Consider the following 14,563-nt stretch of genomic DNA (forward strand, 5'->3'; position numbering starts at 1 on the left):
CGGAAACAGGCATATTCCGGACATACATGGCAGTTTCAATTCTCATAGTCGATGACGATCCCGTCCAACGTCGCCTTGTCGACGCCGCGGTGACGAAATTCGGCCATTCTGCGGTGACTGCGGATGGCGGCGAGGCGGCGCTTCGCGTGCTCGACGGTCCCCGCGGCGGCGACATCGGCGCGGTGATCCTCGACCTGTCCATGCCCGGCCTCGACGGCATCGGCGTGCTCAAGGCCATGCGCGAGCGTGGCATTGCACTGCCGGTCATCGTCCAGACTGCGCAGGGCGGCATCGAGACCGTGGTTTCGGCGATGCGCAACGGCGCCTTCGACTTCGTCGTCAAACCGGCTTCGCCCGAAAAGCTGCAAGCGGCAATCGCCAATGCGCTCAAGGTCGAGGCGGTGGAAAGCACCGTCCGCCGCAGCGCGCGCCGCGGCAGCGGCCTGCTCAGCTTCCGCGACCTTGTCACCCGCAGCCCGGCGATGGACCGCGTCATCCGGCTCGGCCAGAAAGCGGCAGCCTCCAACATCCCGATCTTGATCGAAGGCGAATCCGGCGTCGGCAAGGAACTTGTTGCCCGTGCCATCCAGGGCTCCGGCGACCGTCGCTCCAAGCCCTTCGTCACCGTCAATTGCGGCGCCATCCCCGACAATCTGGTCGAGAGCATCCTGTTCGGCCATGAGAAGGGCTCGTTTACGGGCGCCACCGAAAAGCACGCTGGCAAATTCGTCGAGGCCAACCAGGGCACCCTGTTCCTCGATGAAATCGGCGACCTGCCGCTCGACGTGCAGGTCAAGCTGCTGAGGGCCGTGCAGGAAGGCGAGGTCGATCCGGTCGGTGGACGCTCGACCGTCAAGGTCGACATCAGGCTGATCTCGGCCACCCACCGCAACCTCCTGGAGCAGGTCAAGGACGGCAACTTCCGCGAAGACCTGTTCTATCGGCTCAATGTCTACCCTATCTTCGTGCCGCCGCTGCGCGAGCGGCGCGAGGACATTCCGTTGCTGGTCGGCCATTTCATCAACCGAGTGGCACCCGCAAGCCCCCATGGCAGGACTCCGGCGATCTCGGAGAATGCGCTGGCGCTGCTTCAGGCCCATGACTGGCCCGGCAATATCAGGCAGCTGGAAAATGCCGTCTTCCGCGCCTGCGTGCTCAGCGACGGCGATGTGCTCACCGAAGACGAATTCCCGCAGATCCGCGCCCAGGTCGAAGGCGTGGTCGACTTGGGCGGTCACGAAATTGCCGCTGGTGGAACCGAGATTTCAGGCAGCCACCCCGCTGGCACGGTTTCCGCGGCCACGCCGATTGTGCCAGAACGAAACAGGCCAGGAATGGTGCGCGCGCTCGACGAGCGCGGCAATGTGCGTCCGCTCGCCGATGTCGAATTCGAAATGATCAGGCTCGCCATAGAGCACTACAATGGCCAGATGAGCGAGGTCGCCCGGCGATTGGGCATCGGCCGCTCGACGCTGTACCGCAAGCTCAAGGAATACGGAATCGATCCCGAGACCGGCCGTGCCGAACGCCTTGCGTCGTAGCTTTTTCAAAGCTTCGCTGAGAATTGGCGCTTGCGTGTAGCTTGCACGCAGCATCCTGCTGCAGCGCGAGATGTTTTTCGCAGTGCGAAATTCGGCTGATAAACCATGTGTTTACCATGAATTTCGGCGATTCCACTTTGCTTGGAAATCGCCACGGTGTTACCGTATTTGGCCTTCAATAAGCAGTGATTAACCATTAGGATCGATAGTCGGACGCGAATCCGCAAGCGTGTCCGGGCTTCAAATCCGGGGACAGATGGCAGCCTAACAGGGCCTTTTGATTTGAGCAGGATCGAGAACACCGAAGGGGGTCACTCGAAATCGAATGTCTGGCAAAAGTGGCTTTCCGCCACGGTGCTGGCGTTTGGTTTCCTGACAGCTTCCCAGGCCACCGCCTCCGCCGAGACGCGGACCCTCAAGCTTTATTACACCCACACGGGTGAAAAGGCCGAGATCACGTTCAAGCGCAACGGCAGGTACGATGCTGCTGGGCTCAAGAAGCTCAACCAGTTCCTGCGCGACTGGCGCCGCAACGAACCGACCAGAATGGACCCGCGACTGTTCGATACGGTCTGGGAGGCCTATCGCCGGGTTGGGGCAACCGACTATATCCACGTCGTTTCAGCTTATCGCTCGCCGGCGACCAACTCCATGCTGCGCAGCCGCTCGAGCGGCGTTGCCGAGAAAAGCCAGCACATGCTTGGCAAGGCGATGGACTTCTTCATCCCCGGCGTTCCGCTCAAGAAGCTGCGTGATGCGGGCCTTCGCGTCGAGGCGGGCGGCGTCGGCTATTATCCCCGTTCCGGTTCGCCCTTCGTCCACATGGATGTCGGCAATGTACGCCATTGGCCGCGCATGAGCCGTCAGGAATTGGTCTCTGTCTTCCCGAACGGCAAGACGATGCATGTGCCTTCGGACGGCAAGCCGCTGCCCGGCTTCGAGCAGGCCGTGGCTTCCTATCAGGCACGCAAGCAGAGCGGCGAAATGGTTCTCGCCAGCGCCTCTCCACCGTCGCAGAAGCGGGGCCTGTTTGCCACGCTGTTTGGTGGCGGCGCCGACGAGGAAGAGGATGTTGGCGAAAGCGCGGTTGCGGCCGCGGCACCCAAGCCGAGCGCGCCGACCCAGGTCGCGGCACTGCCGGCGGCCAAGCCGCAATCCCCGATCATGGTCGTGGCTCCGGAAAACGCCGTGCGCGCGGAACTTCCACAGGTCGCCGACCAGGCACCCGCGGCTGGCGAAACGCCTGAGACAATTCTCGCATCCCTTCCGGCTCGCAGTGTGCCGCTGCCGGGCGTCGCACCCCGGCCGCAAGCCGAGGTCGCCGTGGCGACGGCAGAAAACGTGCCGTTCGGTGCGGCTTCCGCGCCGCTGGCCGAGGAAGTGCCGGCGAGCCCCGCCGAGCAGCAGGTTGCCGCCAACGTGCCATTGCCGACCTGGCGTCCGAACTATGCGACGCCGGCCGAACTCAAGCCGGCGAACGACGCCATGATGCTGGCGCTCGCATCTACGGACGACGCGCCGGCCCTCGCATCCGCACCGCTGCCGTCGGCCCGTCCACAGGACATGACTGTCGAGGCAGCCCTTGCTGCCGCAAACGACATTCCCGCCGACGACGACGAGGAAGCCGGGCAGGGCGGTCTTGAAGTGGCGGCCCTTGCGCCTCAGCCGGAGCCGCGTTCGGTGTTCAACGCACCCGATACGGCACCCGCGCCAACGCCCAAGACTGCGGTGGCTGCGCTTTCGGCTGGTTCGGATCCTGCTTCGGCGGTCGCAGCCGGCGCCAAGACCACGCGCAAGGCCGGCCGTCCGCTCGCTCAGGAAGCCAAGCCCGAGCCCAAGCCGGTGGTTGTCGCTGCTGCTCCCGATGCAGCCCGCTGGGCGCTACGCAGCGGCGAGCAGGTGACGATGGTGACCACCAACACCAAGGCACCTGGTTTTGCCTACAACATCGTTCGCACCGCGCCGAAGGAGGTCTATACGACCGGCTTCCAGCAGGGCAACCAGATGGCGGACGCCAACCGCTTCTCCGGCAGTGCCGTGAAGTTCCTGTCGGTCGCCCGCTTCGCGACGAACTGATCGGAGGACCTGACGGTCCTTCTCATGAACAAAGAAAAACCCCGGAGATCGGCAGATCTCCGGGGTTTTTCTTTGGTTCGAGCTTCGTGTGGGCAGCCAGTGCCTATTTGCGCAGCTTGCTCGCCTCGGCGGCCAGCGCTTCGATGCCTTTCCAGTCGCCCGCCTTGACCATGTCGTCGGGAGCGACCCAGGAGCCGCCGATGCAGACGACGTTGGGCAGGCTGAGATAGTCCATTGCATTCTTCGCCGAAATCCCGCCCGTCGGGCAGAACTTGACGTCGGCGATGGGCGAGGCGAGCGCCTTGAGGAAGGCAGCCCCCCCTGCCTGCTCGGCGGGGAAGAACTTCAGGAAATCGAGGCCTGCCTCGCGGGCGGCCATGATTTCGCTGGGCGTAATCGCGCCGGGCAGGAACGGCACGTCGCTGGGCCCGGCTGCGGCCAGCAGTTCGCGCGTGATGCCGGGGCTGACGATGAACTTCGAGCCTGCGGCCACTGCTTCGTCGAACTGGCGGGCGTTGAGGATGGTGCCGGCACCGACGATGCAGTCCTCGACCTCGGCGGCGACGCGCCGGATCGCTTCAACTGCCTCTGCCGTCCGCAGGGTGATTTCGATTGCCTTGAGACCACCGCGGGCAAGGGCTGCGGCAAGCGGCACCGCATCCGCCGCGCGCTCGATCTTCAGCACCGGGATAACCGGCTGGCCGTTCAGCAGCGAGAGGAGTTTCTGGGTCTTGGTGGTCATGGCGATCGGACCTCTGTCGGATTTTCAACCGATTTAACAGACGCCTCCAGCCAAGTCCACGCCGCCGTCAGCGACATGGTGATGCGGGTCAGGACCTGCCGAACAGGCTTCTGATCCAGCGCCTGATTGCTGCCCAGAATCCAGCCACCCCTGGCTGCAACGCACTCCTGATTGCGGCCTGCGTGCGTTCACCGGCGATGCCGTCTGCGGCAAGGCGGTGATCCTGCTGGAACTTTCTGACCGCCGCCGCCGTACCGGGACCGAAAATGCCGTCAGTGTCGACGGAATAGCCGAGGGCTGCCAGCGCCTCCTGAAGCTCGGTCACGAGTTCGCCGCGCGACCCCACTGACATCGTAAGATCCCCTGGCGATGGCCCGTCGATCTGGCGCCGGTAGGCGTCCGCCAGCTTGGTATGGTAGCCGTTCTTGGCGTAGCCGGGGCCGTTGTAGCCATGACCCACGGACTCCCAATCGTGAGCGTTCAGCGCGTCGGCCAGGCCGGCCTTGTCGATGTAGCGCGCCATCAGCCGCGCCTGACCGGCCGCTCCAGAACGTGCCTCGGCCACAAGTGCGTCGACATGGTCGAAGCCGAGCCATTGCCAATGCGCGCCCATCACCTGGCCGAGCCCCCATGAAGTCGATTCATAGGCCGCAACGTGGTCGATGGCGGCTGCCTGCGCGATCATCTCCCAGCGCCCCGCCTGGCTGCGCGGATTGGCAATGGTGCCGGCAGTGGGTGCCGCGAGCCCCGCGGCGCGTGCCTCCTCCTGTTTCGCCCCGGACAGCCGGCGGTCGAAATAGTGGCCCTCGAACCGGATCAGCGGTTCGTTGCGACCATCGACCTTGGCAAAGACCTGGCCGGCGCTCTCGATCTCGGCAATGGCAAGCAGTGCCTCGGGCTCCAGAGCGAACTCCTTTGCCGCCTTCTCGATTTCGGCTGCCGTTTGTCTGCTGAACATGCGCCTCGCACCCCGTTTCGCCGCAGCCATTGTCACCCGGTTTTCGCGAGCGTGAACAAAAATCTTCGGCTTCTGTCTGCCGCCAGTTAGGTGCCGAATCAAGAACCGGCTGTAATCGCAGAACTTTCCGCCCTGCATTGAAAAAACCGGGCCGAGGCGCTAGGGGCTCTGTCCATGAATCTTTCCACACCTTCGCCCATCTTCAGCGTTGCCGCCCTCTACCGCTTCTGCCGGCTCGAAGGCTTCGAGGCCCTGCGCGCGCCGATTGCCGACTTCTGCTGCGCCCGCAGCATCAAGGGCACGCTGCTGCTCGCTTCCGAGGGCATCAACGGCACCGTCGCCGGTACCGAACAGGCCATCGCCGAGTTGATCGCGCATCTTCAGTCGATGCCGGAATTCGTGGGGCTCGAGGTCAAGTACAGCAGCGCTGCCGAAATGCCGTTCCACCGCATGAAAGTGCGGCTCAAGCGCGAGATCGTCACCATGGGTGTCGAGGGCATCGATCCGCTCAGGAGTGTCGGTGCCTATGTCGAACCGGACGCGTGGAACGCGCTCATATCCGACCCCGAGACCATCGTCGTCGACACCCGCAACGACTATGAAGTGTCGATCGGCACGTTCTCGGGCGCGGTCGATCCGCAGACCAAGAGTTTCCGTGAGTTTCCGGCCTGGGTCGAGAACCATCGCGACGAGCTCGAGGGCCGTAAGGTGGCGATGTTCTGTACCGGAGGTATCCGCTGCGAGAAGGCGACGGCCTATGTGAAGTCGCTCGGCATCGACGAGGTGTTCCATCTCAAGGGCGGCATCCTCAAATATCTCGAAGAGGTGCCTGCGGAACAGAGCATGTGGGAGGGCGAGTGCTTCGTCTTCGACGAGCGTGTTTCGGTGTCGCACGGTCTGGCCGAAGGCGAGGCGGAGTTGTGCCGTGCTTGCCGGCATCCACTGAAGCCGGAGGAGCTGACGTCGCCGAAGTTCGTGTCAGGCATATCCTGCCCGCATTGCCACGAAGTCCGCACCGACGAGGACCGGGCGCGCTATGCAGAGCGTCACAAGCAGGTGGAGCTTGCCGAAAAGCGCGGCGCGGGCCGCCATATCGGCAGTTGACCTCCCGCATCCGGTCGATCTCAGCAATCTGACTGATGTCATTGTAATGTTGCGTTCATCCTCCTACCTGAACGCGACATCCACAACCGGAGGCACCCATGTTCGACCCCAAGAAGTTGCTCGACGATCTGCTCGGTTCCAAGATTCCAGGTACCGAGTCCACGGTGCGTGACAAGGCCGGGCAGGCGACGCAGCTTGCCAAAGACAATCCGTTGGCTGCGGGTGCTCTGGTTGCGGTCCTGCTCGGCACCGACACCGGCCGCAAGGTCACCGGCTCAGCCCTCAAGCTTGGCGGCCTCGCTGCCGTCGGCGGCCTCGCCTACAAGGCCTACCAGAACTACAAGGCCGGCAATGCGCCGCAAACCACGGCAGCCCCCGACGCCGAGCCGCAGCTTTTGCCGCCGCCGGCCGACCACGATTTCAATCCGGCGAAGGCGCCGCAGGGCGAGACCGAATTCGCGCTGACCCTGATCCGCGCCATGATCGCCGCCGCCAAGGCCGACGGCCATATCGACGACGACGAGCGCAAGAAGATCTCCGACAAGCTCAGCCTCGCCGGCATCGGCCCCGACGCCGAGCAGTTCGTGATGGCTGAACTCAATTCGCCGCTCGATCTCGATGCGATCGTGGCCGCCGCCCAGACCGAGGCCCAGAAGGTCGAGCTCTATACCGCTTCGCGCCTGGCCATTGATCCCGATACCCGCGCCGAGCGCGGCTATCTCGATCTGCTCGCCGGCCGGCTGCAACTGCCTGACGCTTTGGTCGATCATGTCGAGGCAACGGTTGCGAGCGTCAAGGTTCCGGCTGCCGCACCCGCCAATGCGCAGGTCAACCCGCGCTGGTAAGCACGCCCTGGGGTGCGCGCGGGCCGATAGAATGCGATTTTTCGCGTTAAGGGTTTGTTAACCGAGCAGGCGCATCCTTAACGCATTCGGATCGGCTGTCCTCCTCCCAAGCACGGTTCGACGAAAAGCTGGGCGGTCGCCAATGACCGCCCTTTTTCTGTGTCTTGAGGCTCGCAACCTTGCGGCTCGCGATACCCGCCCTCAAGATCGGCCGAACTGGTTTACTTCGGCCACTGCCCTAATCTACTTACCGCACGAGTGATCCGCCGCCGGCGGTCGACCATCTGTGTGGAGGGAATTGGCGATGTCGAGCAACAGGGTCGCAGTCGTTACGGGCGCCGGCAAGGGCATCGGCAAGGCGGTCGCCACCGCGCTGCTCCAGGAGGGCTGGAACACCGTCTTCTGCGGCCGCAGCAAGCACTCGCTCGACGACGCCATCGCTGACGCCGGCAAGACCGATGCCAAGGCGCTCGCCGTCGTCTGTGACGTCACCAGGCCCGATCAGGTCGACGACATGTTCGAGACCATCACCGAAGCCTTCGGCCGGGTCGACCTGCTGTTCAACAATGCCGGCATGGGCCACAAGGCCGGCACCATCGACGAGATCCCGGTCGAGGCCTGGAACGAGGTCGTGGCGGTCAATCTGACCGGTTCGTTCCTTTGCGCGCGTGCGGCGTTCGCAGCCATGCGCCGGCAGGAGCCGATGGGCGGGCGCATCATCAACAACGGCTCAGTCTCCGCACACGCGCCGCGCCCCGGCTCGGTGCCCTACACGGCCACCAAACACGCGATCACCGGGCTGACCAAGACGCTGGCGCTCGACGGCCGGCCCTTCGACATCGCCTGCGGCCAGATCGACATCGGCAACGCGCTGACCGAGATGGCCGCACCCATGGCTGTCGGCGTGCAGCAGGCCGACGGCTCGATCGCTCCCGAAGCGGTGATGGATGTCGCCCGCGTCGCCGAGGCGGTCGTCTACATGGCCGGCCTGCCGCTCGACGCCAACGTGCTGTTCATGACCGTGATGGCCACCAAGATGCCCTATGTCGGGCGGGGGTGAGCGAGCCTGTCGGACGCCTCACGCGCGCGCCCTTAACCTCTAAGTAGCGGTTTTCGTGCCTAATCGCCGCGTTGAACACGGGAGGTTAGGATGAGCTGGCAGTTGTCAGATCTTGTCGATCTGAAAGCGCTCCTTGTCGTCGCCCTCATCTTCATCCCGCTTGAGAGGCTGATCCCGCATCGCCACGAGCAGAAGGCGTTGCGTCGGCATTGGCTGAACGACGCCTTTTACCTATTCTTCAACGGCATTTTCATTAAGGCTGGCCTGCTCATCGTCGTGGGCGGAACGCTTGCCCTGATCGGATACCTGATCCCGGACAGCGTCGGCGAACTCGTTCGGTCGCAACCGGTATGGCTGCAGGCCATCGAGGTGATCGTCATTGCCGACATCGGCTTCTATCTGGCGCATCGCGCCTTTCATGCGTTCCCGTTCCTGTGGCGGTTCCACGCGGTCCACCATAGCATCGAGGAGATGGACTGGCTTGCGGCCCACCGCGTCCACCCGGTCGACCAGGTGCTGACCAAGTCGGCGTCTTACCTGCCGATCTTCGCGCTCGGCTTTTCACCGCTGGCGATCGGCATCTATGTTGCGATCTATCAATGGCAATCGCTGCTGATCCATTCCAATGTGAAGATTAATTTCGGCCCGCTCAAATGGGTTCTTGCGTCGCCCCAGTTTCATCACTGGCATCATGCGAATGAGCGGCAGGCCTACGACAAGAATTTCTCCGCCCAATTGCCCTTCATAGATGCCCTCGGCGGAACGCTATACCTGCCAAACCGGATGCCGTCGAAATACGGAACCGACGACCCCGTTCCATCAGTCTATCACGAACAGCTGGCCTATCCGTTCGTCGGCGCCAAGCCGCGTCCGAGCGAAGGCCTTGCGTCCGCCGTCGGAGACAATCAGAAATGAACAGCCGTCTCGAAGACCTGCTCGGCAAGAGCTTGATGATCGCGATATTCCTCTATCTTGCGATCATGCAGGCAAACACGATCGTCGTTGTTGTCCAGCTTCGCGATCAGCTCGATCTCTGGCCATTTGTGCTCGCGAGCCGCGTTTCTGGTCTGGCCTTTCTCACGCTTGTGGTTTTTCTCACCGTTATTCGCCGGGCTCCGAAGAACGTATCGGCGGGTATTCAGCCGCGCGTCACCGCGATCGCCGGGACTTTCTGCCTGATGTTCCTGGCCGTCGTTCCTACCGGCAACCCTGGCTCGGGCCTGCAGGTCGCTGCAGCCAGCCTGATGACGCTCGGCACGATCCTGTCGATCTGGTGCGCGATCTATCTGGGTCGCTCGTTCTCGATCATGGCGGTGGCCCGCCATCTGGTGGTGCAGGGGCCTTACGCCCTGGTCCGGCATCCGCTTTATGCGGCGGAGGCGGTGGCGTCGCTCGGGGCCGCGCTCCATGGCTGGTCCATCTGGGCCGCTCTGCTCTTCATCGCTTGGTGTGGGTTTCAGTACCGACGCATGCTCAATGAAGAGGCGATCCTGCGTACAACGTTCCCCGAATATGAGGACTATGCCCGGCGAGTGCCACGGATTGTTCCCGGACTGACGCGTTATCGTCCGGGAAACGCTGCCGCATAGCATAGGACGGCAGCGCGCATGCTGCCGTCACCTGGCCAAAAATGCCTCGATCCGTTCCAGCGCGCGAAGGATGTTTTCCTCCGAATTGGCGTAGGACAGCCTGACATAGCCTTCGCCCAGAATGCCGAAATCCGGCCCGCCGATCAGGGCGACACCCGCGTCTTCGAGCAGGGCAGAGGCCAGCGCCTTGGCCTTCCAGCCGGTCGCCGCGACATTGGGGAAGGCGTAGAACGCGCCCTTTGGCGTCACACAGGAAATGCCCGCGATGGCATTCAGCCCCTCGACCACAATCTTCCGGCGCCGGTCGAAGGCGCGCATCATGTTGCCGACGTCGTCCTGCGGACCATCGATAGCGGCGATGCCGGCGTATTGGCTCGGCGCGTTGACGCAGGACCAGCAATTGACGGCCAGCTTGCGCACCTTGTCGTAGAGCCGGCCGCTTTCAGGCGAATTCGGCCAGATCGACCAGCCCATGCGCCAGCCGGTCATCGCCCAGGTCTTGGACCAGCCGTTGAGCACGATCAGCCGGTCGCGGATCTCGGGGAAGGCCAGCAGCGAGGTGTGGCGCTCGCCGTCATAGGTCATGACGTCGTAGATCTCGTCGGACAGGATCGCGACATCAGGGTGCGCTTCCAGGCCCTTCACCAGCTTTTCGATCTCCTCGCGCGGGGTGACGCCGCCGGTCGGGTTGGCCGGCGAATTGAGGATCAGAAGCCTAGTCTGGGGCGTGATCAGCGAAAGCGTCTCCTCGGCCGAGAAGGCAAAGCCGTTGGCCTCGCGCATCGGCACCGGTACCGGGACGGCACCGGTGAACTCGATCATCGAGCGGTAGATCGGAAAGCCCGGGTCGGGATAGAGAATCTCGGTGCCCGGCTCGCCGAACATCAGGATCGCGGCGAACATGGTCGGCTTGCCGCCCGGCATGATCATCACGTTTTCCGGCGACACCTCGACGCCGGTGGTCGTCAGCGTGCGGCGTACCACAGCCTCGCGCGTCGCCAGCAGTCCGTTGGCCGGTGTGTAGCCATGGTGGCCGTCGCGCAGCGCCTTGATGGCGGCCTCGACGATGTGGTCCGGCGTGCGGAAATCGGGCTGGCCGATGCCGAGATTGACGATGTCGCGGCCTTGGTGGGCGAGGGCTGTGGCACGCGCCAGCACGGCGAAGGCGTTCTCTTCGCCGAGGCGGTCAAAGGCGGCAATCGTTTGGAGCATTCCGGTCACTCGTCTGGTTCTTTCGTCTGCGCTCGATTTTTGGGAGAGTCCGGGCCGAAATGTCAAATCTGCTGGAGAAGTCGGTGACCGAAAATCTGGAAAACTGGAAGGCGCGGCCGCGGCCGGAGCGCATTGTGCTCGAAGGGCGCTATGTGCGGCTCGAGCCGCTGGACGCCGACAAACATGGCGAGCGTCTTTATGCGATGGCGACCGCTGAGGATGCCGAGGGCCGCTTCCGTTGGCTGTTCGACACCAAGCCGCAATCGCGCGCCGAGTTCCAACCCTGGCTCGACAAGTCGGCGGCAAGCCAGGATCCGCTGTTCTTCGTGGTCATCGACAAGGCCAGCGGCCGTATCGCCGGTCGGCAGACCTTGATGCGCATCGACCCGGCCTACGGCGTCATCGAGATCGGCAACATCTACTGGAGCGATCTCATTGCCCGCAGGCCTGCTGCGACCGAAGCGCAGTTCCTGTTTGCGCGCTACATCTTCGACGAGCTCGGCTACCGCCGCTACGAATGGAAATGCAACAACCGCAACGAGCCGTCCAAGCGTGCCGCCGAGCGCTTCGGCTTCAGGTTCGAAGGCATCTTCCGCCAGCACATGATCGTCAAGGGCGAGAACCGCGACACTGCTTGGTACTCGATCCTCGACAGCGAGTGGCCTGCCTTGAAGCGCGCCTACGAGGCCTGGCTCGACCCGAGCAATTTCGACGCTTCCGGGGTGCAGAAACGCCGCCTCGAGGATTTCCGCGCCGAGTTCGGTGCGCTTGGCTGATCCTGGCCGCAAATGCTTGCCCGCGGCACCGCGCATGCGACAAAGGAGCGGGCCTCCGCGCGTTGGCTGATGGGTCGGCAAGCGCTATGACATAAAATTCCAGCCGGCGCGGCAACGCACCTTTTGGGAACAACCACAATGAGGGCCTCGTCGATGGACACCAACACCCGCAACTCCGCCATCGGCGCCGCTTCGTTCCTGATCATCTTCGGCGTCGTCGCCTACTTCCTGCCGAAGATCATGCTGGCGGTCGGCAACTATTCGACGATTGCCGCGGGCATTTTCGCCGTGCTTTTCGTACTCGCCTTCTTCGGCGTGTTCTGGCTGCGCGGCCGCAGCCAGCGCAAAAACGGCAACTGAGCTATTTTGACGAACTCAGCTTCGCCGTCTTGGCCAGCGGCAACCTGAGCTCCGCCCGCAAGCCGCCGCCAGCCCGGTTCCCGAGGGTGATGTCGCCGCCAAAGCGGCGGGCAATGTTGCGGGCAATCGTCAGTCCCAGGCCGAAGCCGCCTGTCTGGCGGTTGCGCGAGCGTTCAAGACGGTTGAACGGCCGGAACAGCGCCTCCATCTGCGCTTCCGGGATGCCTGGCCCGTCGTCGTCGATGGTGAGGACGATCCAGCGGCCCTCGCGCGAAAGCGCAAGGCGCGCCTTGCCGCCATACTTGATGGCATTGTCGATCAGGTTGGTCACGCACCGGCGCAGCGCGATCGTCTCGGCGTAACAGACCAGTCCCTGCGCACGGCTGTCCTCGCCGTCGAAGACGACGTTCGGATTCCCGTCGGCGATCGAATCGACCAGCGACCAGAAGTCGAGCCGCTCAGATGCATCGCCCTTGGCCTCGTAGTTGGCGAAGTCGAGAACCGACGCCGAGATCGCCTCGATGTCGTTCAGGTTGTTCATCAGAGCTGTACGCGCGGGGGAGTTGCGTAGTATTTCGAGGCGCAGGCGGATGCGGGTCAGCGGTGTCCTGAGGTCATGCGCCAGCGCCGCGGCGAGCAGTTCGCGGTCCTCGACATATTCTTTCAGTTTAGCCTGCATGGTGTTCACCGCGCGTGCGGCGGACTTGTAGTCGCTACTGCCTCGCTCATCGAGCGGCGGGCTTTTAAGGTCCTCGCCGATGCGTTGGACTGCACTTTCGAGCGCGCGGTATGGGGCAGTCAGCCGGCGCAGCGACCACATCGACAGCAGCACCACAAGTGCTGCCACCGAGCCGTAGAGCGGCAGGCTGTTGACGTTGAGGATCGGGCTCAGCGGCGTTGCCTGCATGGTGAAGTTGAGCCACTGGCCGTCCTTGAATTCGATCGACCCGACGAAGGTGTCGCTGTTGGTGATATCCGATGACAGGTCGAGCAACTCACGCTCGACACTTCCCATGGATTCGTTCCGCTGAACGGCGTTGGGGCTGGGACGTGCCTGCCCCGACTCGCGCCCCAGCCGGGCATCCTCGACCCCATATCGCGAAAGCCTGCCGACGATGATGTCCTCGAGTTCGGCCATCTCGTCGTCGACCGGGATCGAAGACGTGATCGCCGAACTGTCGGAGGTGGTCATCACATGCGGCGGCACCGACAACTCGGCGGCCATACGCGTCCTTTGCTCCGGCTTCTCGGTGTACATCAGCTTGGCCAACAGCAGCGCGCGGTCGCTGAGGCGGAGCAGGTCGAGGACGTTGTTCGAAGCGATGCGCTCGCGCGAGACGATGGAAAGAGTCAAGACCTGGGTGATCAGCAGGCCGGATATGACGATCAGCAGGACCCAGCCGGGTAGGGAGCGTGGCAGGATCCATTTCATTCGGCGACGACCTCTGGCACGAATTGGTAGCCGCCGCCGCGCACGGTCAGCACCAGCCGCGGCGCGCGCGGGTCATCCTCCATCTTGCGGCGCAGGCGGCTGACCAGAATGTCCACGCTGCGGTCGTAACTGTAGTCGCCGTTCTGGTTGGACAGCTCGACCAGTTGCTCGCGGCTGAGCACCCGCTGGGCGCTGCGGACCAGCGTGTGCAGCAGGTTGAATTCCGCGGTCGTCAGCTCGACGCGGACGCCGTCAGGACGCAGCAGCCGGCGCCGCGAGGCGTCGAGCGTCCAGCCGGCGAATTTGTAGACCTGAGGCAGCGGGCGATGGACGGCGCCGGCCGCGTTTGGCCGGCGCAGGACGGCGCGCGTGCGGGCCAGCAACTCCCTGGGATCGAAGGGCTTTGCCACATAGTCGTCGGCGCCCATCTCGAGGCCTACGACGCGGTCGACCGTTTCGGTGACCGCCGTCAGCATGATGATCGGGATGTTGGAGTGCGTGCGCAGGTCGCGGCAGATGTCGAGGCCGCCTTTGCCCGGCAGCATGACGTCGAGGACGATCAGGTCGACCGGAGCATGCCGCAGCGCTGCCTGCATCTCGTCTTCGTCGCGTGCCGCCGATGCACGCATTCCATGTTTCTGGAAGAACTCCTGCAGCAGATCGCGAATTTCCCTGTCGTCGTCGACGATCAGAATATGGGCGTCGGCTTTCTGCATGGTTGCCTTCCCTGCTTCCGCAATCGGTCGCTCCGGACTTTGGCAAGATAGGGGCGGAGGATCGAAACGGCCAGCACCGATGCGCCGAGGCGACCATTCCCGCAGTTACAGTTCAGAAACAAAACTCTGCAGACGGGAAAAATATCCGACAA

General features: G+C 63.6%; 14 protein-coding genes. 9 read left to right on the forward strand and 5 right to left on the reverse strand.

Annotation, left to right across the window (positions count from 1 at the left end; genetic code table 11):
- Nucleotides 1–26: 26 nt before the first annotated feature.
- Both ABSY17_RS07840 and ABSY17_RS07845 read left to right on the forward strand, forming a co-directional pair.
- Nucleotides 27–1,541: a sigma-54-dependent transcriptional regulator gene (locus ABSY17_RS07840; protein WP_378948864.1), complete on the forward strand. Its 1,515-nt coding sequence runs from the start codon at nucleotides 27–29 to the stop codon at nucleotides 1,539–1,541.
- 354 nt (nucleotides 1,542–1,895) lie between these two features.
- Nucleotides 1,896–3,617, forward strand: coding sequence for a DUF882 domain-containing protein (locus ABSY17_RS07845; protein ID WP_378952501.1), 1,722 nt, complete (start codon nucleotides 1,896–1,898; stop codon nucleotides 3,615–3,617).
- Nucleotides 3,618–3,720: 103 nt separating this feature from the next.
- On the opposite strand, the gene ABSY17_RS07850 is transcribed toward ABSY17_RS07845, so the two are convergent.
- Together ABSY17_RS07850 and ABSY17_RS07855 are read right to left on the reverse strand one after the other, a co-directional pair.
- Nucleotides 3,721–4,359 (reverse strand): 2-dehydro-3-deoxy-phosphogluconate aldolase, encoded by a 639-nt coding sequence (locus ABSY17_RS07850; RefSeq protein ID WP_378948867.1) that lies wholly within the window; start codon nucleotides 4,357–4,359, stop codon nucleotides 3,721–3,723.
- An 88-nt stretch (nucleotides 4,360–4,447) separates the two neighbouring features.
- Nucleotides 4,448–5,317, reverse strand: a complete 870-nt coding sequence (locus ABSY17_RS07855; RefSeq protein ID WP_378948870.1) for an N-acetylmuramidase domain-containing protein — start codon at nucleotides 5,315–5,317, stop codon at nucleotides 4,448–4,450.
- Nucleotides 5,318–5,491: 174 nt separating this feature from the next.
- On the opposite strand from ABSY17_RS07855, the gene ABSY17_RS07860 reads away from it, so the two are divergent.
- The 5 genes from ABSY17_RS07860 (at nucleotide 5,492) to ABSY17_RS07880 (ending at nucleotide 9,915) form a co-directional block, all read left to right on the forward strand.
- Complete coding sequence (locus ABSY17_RS07860; protein WP_378948873.1) at nucleotides 5,492–6,421, forward strand: rhodanese-related sulfurtransferase; 930 nt, start codon at nucleotides 5,492–5,494, stop codon at nucleotides 6,419–6,421.
- A gap of 98 nt (nucleotides 6,422–6,519) precedes the next feature.
- Complete coding sequence (locus ABSY17_RS07865) at nucleotides 6,520–7,266, forward strand: tellurite resistance TerB family protein (protein ID WP_378948876.1); 747 nt, start codon at nucleotides 6,520–6,522, stop codon at nucleotides 7,264–7,266.
- Nucleotides 7,267–7,570: 304 nt separating this feature from the next.
- Nucleotides 7,571–8,326: an SDR family oxidoreductase gene (locus ABSY17_RS07870; RefSeq protein WP_378948879.1), complete on the forward strand. Its 756-nt coding sequence runs from the start codon at nucleotides 7,571–7,573 to the stop codon at nucleotides 8,324–8,326.
- Between the two features lie 90 nt (nucleotides 8,327–8,416).
- The gene (locus ABSY17_RS07875; RefSeq protein ID WP_378948882.1) at nucleotides 8,417–9,241 is read left to right on the forward strand and encodes a sterol desaturase family protein; all 825 of its coding nucleotides are present in this window, start codon (nucleotides 8,417–8,419) and stop codon (nucleotides 9,239–9,241) included.
- Nucleotides 9,238–9,915 carry a methyltransferase family protein gene (locus tag ABSY17_RS07880; RefSeq protein WP_378948885.1) on the forward strand — a complete coding sequence of 226 codons (678 nt, stop codon included), beginning with the start codon at nucleotides 9,238–9,240 and terminating at the stop codon, nucleotides 9,913–9,915. The genes ABSY17_RS07875 and ABSY17_RS07880 overlap by 4 nt, the downstream gene beginning before the upstream one ends.
- A gap of 27 nt (nucleotides 9,916–9,942) precedes the next feature.
- Here ABSY17_RS07880 and ABSY17_RS07885 read toward each other — a convergent pair whose 3' ends face one another.
- Nucleotides 9,943–11,127, reverse strand: a complete 1,185-nt coding sequence (locus ABSY17_RS07885) for a pyridoxal phosphate-dependent aminotransferase (RefSeq protein ID WP_378948888.1) — start codon at nucleotides 11,125–11,127, stop codon at nucleotides 9,943–9,945.
- Between the two features lie 59 nt (nucleotides 11,128–11,186).
- Here ABSY17_RS07885 and ABSY17_RS07890 point away from each other — a divergent pair, with 59 nt between their 5' ends.
- Both ABSY17_RS07890 and ABSY17_RS07895 read left to right on the forward strand, forming a co-directional pair.
- Nucleotides 11,187–11,903 (forward strand): GNAT family N-acetyltransferase, encoded by a 717-nt coding sequence (locus ABSY17_RS07890; RefSeq protein ID WP_378948891.1) that lies wholly within the window; start codon nucleotides 11,187–11,189, stop codon nucleotides 11,901–11,903.
- A 153-nt stretch (nucleotides 11,904–12,056) separates the two neighbouring features.
- Nucleotides 12,057–12,263, forward strand: coding sequence for a hypothetical protein (locus ABSY17_RS07895; protein ID WP_378952503.1), 207 nt, complete (start codon nucleotides 12,057–12,059; stop codon nucleotides 12,261–12,263).
- A gap of 1 nt (nucleotide 12,264) precedes the next feature.
- Here ABSY17_RS07895 and ABSY17_RS07900 read toward each other — a convergent pair whose 3' ends face one another.
- Nucleotides 12,265–13,695 carry an ATP-binding protein gene (locus ABSY17_RS07900; protein WP_378948894.1) on the reverse strand — a complete coding sequence of 477 codons (1,431 nt, stop codon included), beginning with the start codon at nucleotides 13,693–13,695 and terminating at the stop codon, nucleotides 12,265–12,267.
- A complete protein-coding gene (locus ABSY17_RS07905; RefSeq protein WP_378948897.1) occupies nucleotides 13,692–14,411 on the reverse strand; it encodes a response regulator in 720 nt (239 codons plus the stop codon). The genes ABSY17_RS07900 and ABSY17_RS07905 overlap by 4 nt, the downstream gene beginning before the upstream one ends.
- Between the last annotated feature and the right edge of the window lie 152 nt (nucleotides 14,412–14,563).

Origin of the sequence: Mesorhizobium sp. ANAO-SY3R2, assembly GCF_042466635.1 — a bacterium.
Lineage (GTDB): Bacteria > Pseudomonadota > Alphaproteobacteria > Rhizobiales > Rhizobiaceae > Aminobacter.

Excerpts from the sequence above, each read along its gene's own strand:
- ABSY17_RS07895 (WP_378952503.1), top strand. The coding sequence starts at position 12,057 with ATGGACACCAACACCCGCAACTCCGCCATCGGCGCCGCTTCGTTCCTG.
- ABSY17_RS07850 (WP_378948867.1), bottom strand. The coding sequence starts at position 4,359 with ATGACCACCAAGACCCAGAAACTCCTCTCGCTGCTGAACGGCCAGCCG.
- ABSY17_RS07880 (WP_378948885.1), top strand. The coding sequence starts at position 9,238 with ATGAACAGCCGTCTCGAAGACCTGCTCGGCAAGAGCTTGATGATCGCG.
- ABSY17_RS07875 (WP_378948882.1), top strand. The coding sequence starts at position 8,417 with ATGAGCTGGCAGTTGTCAGATCTTGTCGATCTGAAAGCGCTCCTTGTC.
- ABSY17_RS07855 (WP_378948870.1), bottom strand. The coding sequence starts at position 5,317 with ATGTTCAGCAGACAAACGGCAGCCGAAATCGAGAAGGCGGCAAAGGAG.
- ABSY17_RS07905 (WP_378948897.1), bottom strand. The coding sequence starts at position 14,411 with ATGCAGAAAGCCGACGCCCATATTCTGATCGTCGACGACGACAGGGAA.
- ABSY17_RS07860 (WP_378948873.1), top strand. The coding sequence starts at position 5,492 with ATGAATCTTTCCACACCTTCGCCCATCTTCAGCGTTGCCGCCCTCTAC.
- ABSY17_RS07885 (WP_378948888.1), bottom strand. The coding sequence starts at position 11,127 with ATGCTCCAAACGATTGCCGCCTTTGACCGCCTCGGCGAAGAGAACGCC.
- ABSY17_RS07900 (WP_378948894.1), bottom strand. The coding sequence starts at position 13,695 with ATGAAATGGATCCTGCCACGCTCCCTACCCGGCTGGGTCCTGCTGATC.
- ABSY17_RS07865 (WP_378948876.1), top strand. The coding sequence starts at position 6,520 with ATGTTCGACCCCAAGAAGTTGCTCGACGATCTGCTCGGTTCCAAGATT.
- ABSY17_RS07870 (WP_378948879.1), top strand. The coding sequence starts at position 7,571 with ATGTCGAGCAACAGGGTCGCAGTCGTTACGGGCGCCGGCAAGGGCATC.
- ABSY17_RS07840 (WP_378948864.1), top strand. The coding sequence starts at position 27 with ATGGCAGTTTCAATTCTCATAGTCGATGACGATCCCGTCCAACGTCGC.
- ABSY17_RS07890 (WP_378948891.1), top strand. The coding sequence starts at position 11,187 with ATGTCAAATCTGCTGGAGAAGTCGGTGACCGAAAATCTGGAAAACTGG.